The following is a 5873-nucleotide window of genomic DNA, read 5'->3' as shown; positions in this document are numbered from 1 at the left end:
ATGGGAGTTTAAATCATCAACAAATTTCAACTCTTTCCTTAATGCTGTGTTGTACCGAAATAACTCTGTTTTGCCAACACCCCGATTATCCATCCAATAACGCAGAACTTTATTACGAACAAATTGGGTTGTCCGTATTGCTTCATTAATGGCTTCTATCTGATTAGGTTTTGGCTTAACTTTGTATTCTAGTACAAACATTTTGACACTGCTCGACTGAGTATCAATATTTTAGCACAAAATTCCTTAAGTTGACTATACATATTTAAGGTGGAGGGCGGGGCTTGTACCCAAATTTTCGGTCATGATTTGCTAACTTATAGTCCTTGGCTCGGCTATTTCCGAGTATTCAGTAACAATAGATACAGAAAAAATCCTGATATCTTCTCCTTACTAAAAATATGGATTTAATTTTATGTCATCAAACGGCGGATTTTGACGCTTTGGGGGCAGCGGTGGGTTTATCGTTGCTGAAAGCGGGTAGTCGCATTGTGTTAACGGGGGGAGCGCACCCGACGGTGAGGGAATTTTTGGCCCTGCATCGGGATGAATTCGCTTTAATTGAACTGCGTAGTGTCAATCCGGCCTGTATTCGCTCTTTAATTATCGTTGATAATCAGTGGCGGGAGCGTCTGGGAAAAGCTTCCCAGTGGCTCGATTTAGGGCATTTACAGGCGATCGAATTGTATGATCATCATTTGGATAGTCAAAGCGATATTCATGCCTCTAGCGTCCATTTAGAAGCAGTGGGAGCCACCACAACTTTAATTGTCGAAGCTTTACAAAAAGCCCACATTAAACCAAACTCGATGGCAGCGACGGTAATGGCACTCGGTATTCACGTTGACACGGGTTCCCTGACTTTTGCCGGTAGTACCCCCAGGGATGCCTATGCTTTGGCTTGGTTAATGACCTGTGCTGCTAACATTAAAACGATCGCCCAATACTGTCAACCGAGTTTTTCCCCGCGCTTACAGGAGTTATTTAGCCTTGCTTGGGAAAATCTAGAGATTAAAACGATCCATGACCGTAAAATCGCCCACGTTCTCCTCCATACTGCCGATTTTATCCCCGGTTTGTCTAGTGTGGCCGAGCGCCTACTGGAATTATCCGATAGTGATGCGCTACTTTTCGGCCATAGTTATAGTAAAGACGAGGAAGATAAGTCCCGACAGCGTTTAACCGTGATCGGTCGCTCTAGGATCGATGGGGTGAATCTATATCGGCTTTTTTCCCCCTATAACGGCGGTGGTCATGCTCAGGCCGCTTCGGTGAGTTTTCGCGATGTTCAGCCAGTTCAACAGTTAAACCAACTGCTGGGGGACTTAATTGCCCAAATTCCACCTTCTCCTACTGCTAGGGACTTAATGTCTTCTCCGGTGCGAACAATTCGTCCCGATACTTCCATATCTCAAGCCGAGCGCATCCTTTTCCGTTACGGCCATTCGGGGTTATCGGTGGTAGATGAGCAGGATCGCTTAGTTGGGGTGATTTCTCGTCGTGACCTCGATTTAGCTCTCCATCACGGCTTTTCTCGCTCTCCTGTGAAGGGATACATGACTTGTAATCCGAAAACTATTACCCCCGACACTTCCCTTCAGGAAATCGAGTCGCTGATGGTAACGTACGATTTGGGGCGTTTACCTGTACTAGAAAACGGGCAGTTAGTCGGTATCGTCACTCGTACAGATGTATTAAGACAGATTCATCAAAATGAGCGGGTGCGTTTTGAAGGGTTTGCTTTGGTTTCCTGTCTTTTACCGGCGATTAAAGAGCGTTTAGAGCCGATTTTATGGTCATTCCTGCAAGCTGCCGCCACTGCCGCTCAAAAACGCGGTTGGCATCTCTATCTGGTTGGGGGTGCGGTGCGCGATTTATTGTTAGCGGCAGAAAGGGATACTTTATTGTTACAGGATATCGATTTAGTGGTGGATGGCTGCCATCGCGCCGCCGATGTGGGTGCGGGGGTAGAGTTGGCTAATTGTTTACAGGAAATTTATCCGGGGGCCCGGTTATCGATTCACGGGGAATTTCAGACGGCGGCTTTGTTATGGCACAAAGATGAGCGTTTTGGCTCGTTATGGGTGGATATCGCCACGGCACGCACGGAATTCTATCCCTATCCTGCCAGCAATCCCCAAGTGGAGGCTAGTTCGATTCGACAGGATTTGTATAGAAGGGATTTTACGATTAATGCTCTGGCAATTCGCCTAACTTCGCCGAAAGAGGGGGAATTACTCGACTTTTTTGGCGGTATGTTGGATTTACGCGCCCAACAAATCCGGGTTTTACACGCTAATAGTTTTATCGAGGATCCGACGCGCATCTATCGAGCGGTGCGTTTTGCCACTCGGTTAGGATTTGTTATTGAACCCTTGACAGAAGGCTACATTAGGTATGCGATCGAAAGTGGAGTTTATGATCGCTCACGGCAACAAAATCAGAATGCACCCGCTTTACAGTCCCGTTTAAAAGCGGAGTTGAATTATATTTTAGAGGCGGATTACTGGGAAAGTGCCTTAGAAAAGTTGGCCGATTTGGGGGCTTTGCACTGTTTACACGGGGATTTAAGTTTAAATCGGGCTTTATGGCGACAATTGCGCTGTCTCAGTCCTTGGTTAGATTGTTTAAGTCTGGAATTGCCGGTGAATGCTTGGTTAATGCGGTTGGAATTATTAATCGCTTCTCTGGCTATGGAGGAAAGAATAGCGATCGCTAATAATTTACAATTGCCCAAAGATACTGTGGAGCGTTTACAAAAACTAGAAGTTATGGAAAGAGAGATTAGCAATAATTTTGCTTATGATCGACCCGTTAGTCAAATTGTCAGCTTTTTCAACGGTTATAAGGTTCCTAGTTTGTTACTGGTGGCGGTGAGGAGTGAGACTAGGATGCGGGCTTTAATCTGGCAATATTTAACTAAATGGTCGCAGATCGAGGCTCCTATCGACGGCAATGACCTAAAAGCTTTGGGTTATCAACCAGGCCCCCAGTTTAAATCGTTACTTGCGGCAGTGTTGGGGGCGACTTTAGATGGAATAGTCAGCAATAAAAGCGAGGCTATGGCTTTTATTGCTAGATTAACTAAGTCAGCAGATTAGGTATCGGCTGCCCCTTCATTTTCCGAAGATTGTCTTTGATCGCTGGAATAACCGCCTCTACCTCCTCTGGTGGTGGTACGATTAGAGGCAGCCCGGAATTGACGAGCGTAGGCGCGGTTGCGTTCAGCTTTTTCTTTTTTCAAATTACGACGTTTAGCCACAAGAATCTCCTTGGGATAATAGATAGACAAGCGGGGAAACGAGCGCTCGCCTCCCCTATTGACATTGACACTCTCCACCCTAAAAGTGCGGAGATTCTTGGGCTGAATCCTGCCTCCACTAGCAACGCTAATTTTGGTCTTACAGTTTCATGTCTAGTCCGACTACACCCTATAAGGCAAGCACTCTTATGGACTACTCCCCAAGCGTAAATTTCTGTGTGTCCCACAGTATTTAATTGTTTTGCGTTCTTACAGTTTGGACTTAATTGAACACCATTGACTGTTAGAAATTTTGAGATCACGGAGTAGGACGTTTAACCTATTTCCTCACGTTCTCACGCTCGGAACCACCCACAAACATCCTACCACAAAGCCGTCCTAAAAGGACGGGGTTTTCAGCCCAAATTTCCGATAACCTAGAATGGTTACGATTGGGGATTAGTAGCGACGATCTTGGCTGCGATCACCGCCAGAAAAGGAAGATTTGGGTTCTCTTTCGCGAGCTTGATTGACTTTTAATTCTCGTCCCATCCATTGAGCGCCGTCAAGAGCGGCAATAGCCTTCGCTTCTTGCTCTGGGGTTTCCATTTCCACGAAAGCGAACCCGCGTTTTCTTTTCGTTTCCCGATCCATGGGGAGGTGAACGCGCTTGATTTTACCATATTCGGTAAAAACTTCCGCTACATCCTCTTGGTCAACCTCGAAAGGGAGATTACCAACATAAATTGACATAAAACCTATCCTTGCACAGATAAAAACAACAGATTTGTAGAGAACCAAGATTTCGGGAACTAGCTGAACCAATACTAAACAGAAATGCTTTGACCATTAATACTGACAACGAGCCGCAGTGCCGACTTTTATTCTCGATCTCCATCCTAGCACATAGCTATTAGCTTTGATTGATTCTGCCTCTCTCGCCACGGGAGCAGATAAACTAGACTAGAATGCTGCCCCATAAAATGCCCTAATTATGAGTTTATCCCCCCATCCGATCGAAACTGCCCTAAAAACCCTGGCAGCGAAAGCGGAAAATTCCATCGAACAAACAACAAACCTAGAAGACTTAGAACAGCTAAGGGTGAATTATCTCGGTAAGAAAGGAGAATTATCGCAGATTTTACGGGAAATGGGCAAATTAACCCCCGAAGAGAGACCGCGCCTCGGTGCGATCGCTAATCAGGTAAAAGAATTAGTGCAATCGTTGCTGGAATCTCAGCGAGAAAGTCTAAATAATGCCCAAATTCAAGCGAAATTAGCGGCGGAAACCCTCGATGTCACCCTACCTGCTCTTAGCCGTCCTTTAGGGCGAATTCACCCCTTAAATAGCACAGTTGATCGCATGATCGATATTTTCGTCGGTCTGGGTTACAGCATTGCCACTGGGCCGCAGGTAGAAAGCGATTATTATAATTTTGAGGCTTTAAATATCCCTGCTGACCATCCGGCCCGGGATATGCAGGATACTTTTTTCTTGAGTGATGGTCGTTTATTGCGGACCCATACCTCCCCGGTGCAGATTCGCTACATGGAAAGTCACGAACCCCCGATTCGGATTGTGGCCCCGGGCCGCGTTTATCGTCGCGATACCGTTGATGCTACCCATTCCGCGGTTTTCCATCAAGTGGAATTATTAGCGGTGGACCGGGGATTAACTTTTACGGATTTGAAAGGAACAATTAAAGAATTTCTTAAGCAAATGTTTGGGGCCGATTTACCGGTTAAATTCCGCGCTTCCTACTTCCCTTTTACCGAACCCTCGGCCGAGGTAGATGTGCAGTGGAAAGGCAAATGGTTGGAGGTGATGGGCTGTGGTATGGTGGATCCCAATGTCTTAAAAGCAGTCGGTTATGACCCCCAAATCTATACGGGTTTTGCTGCTGGTTTTGGCGTGGAAAGATTTGCTATGGTATTACATGAGATAGACGATATTCGCCGTTGTTATAATAGCGATATCCGCTTTCTCCGCCAATTTTAGGGGGATAAACCCGATGGTCATGAGTGAAGATTTAACCAAAAAAAGACTCCTATCCGTGGCTTGTCATGCCTCGATCTTTTTGAGTGCTACGCTGGTATCGGTGGGGATTCCTTTAGCTATTTATTTCATTTCTGATGATGGAACGGTGAAGGAAAACGCCAAAGAAGCTTTAAACTTTCACCTGAATATGTGGTTATACTACCTAATTGCCGGGATTCTAATTTGGGTTTTAATCGGTTATTTGCTCTTAGCGATTCTTGGTGTGGTGAACATTGTTCTCCCCATTCTTGCTATCCTGCAAGTCTGGAAAGATGCTTATAAGGTTTTCCGTTATCCTTTTATTTTCCGGGTTCTGTAATTAATTATCGGGGTTGAACAGGTTTCAACCCTGGGTGCATCTCATTTTTGTAAATCTGTTGAGTTGGGATTTTTAAATGTAAACTATCTTCTAAAATTGGTAATTACTTCCGATTTTATCACTCAATCCAAGCCTTTGGGGGGTTCTACCCCCCAAACCCCTAGGGTTGATTCATTTAAATTAAGTACAGCGGATTTTGAGTCAATAAATTTGACTGAAGATTCTCAAGTTTATCTTTCTCTAACCAAAAGAGTTAGTCACAATAACTAATCTTT

6 protein-coding genes and 1 pseudogene are annotated in these 5873 nt (G+C 45.1%); 4 read left to right on the top strand and 3 right to left on the bottom strand.

Annotated features, from left to right (window positions below; genetic code table 11):
* A pseudogene (locus IM322_RS16895) lies at window positions 1-201 on the bottom strand (RNA-guided endonuclease TnpB family protein); the annotation flags it as partial.
* 200 nt (window positions 202-401) lie between these two features.
* On the opposite strand from IM322_RS16895, the gene IM322_RS16890 reads away from it, so the two are divergent.
* A complete protein-coding gene (locus IM322_RS16890) occupies window positions 402-3101 on the top strand; it encodes a CBS domain-containing protein (protein ID WP_287676595.1) in 2700 nt (899 codons plus the stop codon).
* On the opposite strand, the gene IM322_RS16885 is transcribed toward IM322_RS16890, so the two are convergent.
* Together IM322_RS16885 and rbp are read right to left on the bottom strand one after the other, a co-directional pair.
* Window positions 3098-3262: an Asl3888 family RNA-binding protein gene (locus tag IM322_RS16885; protein WP_002733784.1), complete on the bottom strand. Its 165-nt coding sequence runs from the start codon at window positions 3260-3262 to the stop codon at window positions 3098-3100. The two genes, IM322_RS16890 and IM322_RS16885, sit on opposite strands and share 4 nt — an antisense overlap.
* Before the next feature lie 438 nt (window positions 3263-3700).
* On the bottom strand, window positions 3701-3994 hold the full coding sequence (rbp, locus tag IM322_RS16880; protein ID WP_286825731.1) for an RNA-binding regulator: 294 nt from the start codon (window positions 3992-3994) through the stop codon (window positions 3701-3703).
* Window positions 3995-4235: 241 nt separating this feature from the next.
* On the opposite strand from rbp, the gene pheS reads away from it, so the two are divergent.
* The 3 genes from pheS (at window position 4236) to IM322_RS16865 (ending at window position 5868) form a co-directional block, all read left to right on the top strand.
* Window positions 4236-5240: a phenylalanine--tRNA ligase subunit alpha gene (pheS, locus tag IM322_RS16875; RefSeq protein WP_287676592.1), complete on the top strand. Its 1005-nt coding sequence runs from the start codon at window positions 4236-4238 to the stop codon at window positions 5238-5240.
* Between the two features lie 13 nt (window positions 5241-5253).
* A complete protein-coding gene (locus tag IM322_RS16870) occupies window positions 5254-5598 on the top strand; it encodes a DUF4870 domain-containing protein (RefSeq protein ID WP_004160866.1) in 345 nt (114 codons plus the stop codon).
* A gap of 63 nt (window positions 5599-5661) precedes the next feature.
* Window positions 5662-5868, top strand: coding sequence for a hypothetical protein (locus IM322_RS16865; protein WP_287676590.1), 207 nt, complete (start codon window positions 5662-5664; stop codon window positions 5866-5868).
* Window positions 5869-5873 lie beyond the last annotated feature (5 nt).

Origin of the sequence: Microcystis sp. M109S1, from assembly GCF_020247025.1 — a bacterium.
In the GTDB taxonomy this organism is placed as follows: Bacteria; Cyanobacteriota; Cyanobacteriia; order Cyanobacteriales; family Microcystaceae; genus Microcystis.
Note: the sequence above shows the minus strand (reverse complement) of the source record. Positions and strands in the feature narration are given on the sequence as shown.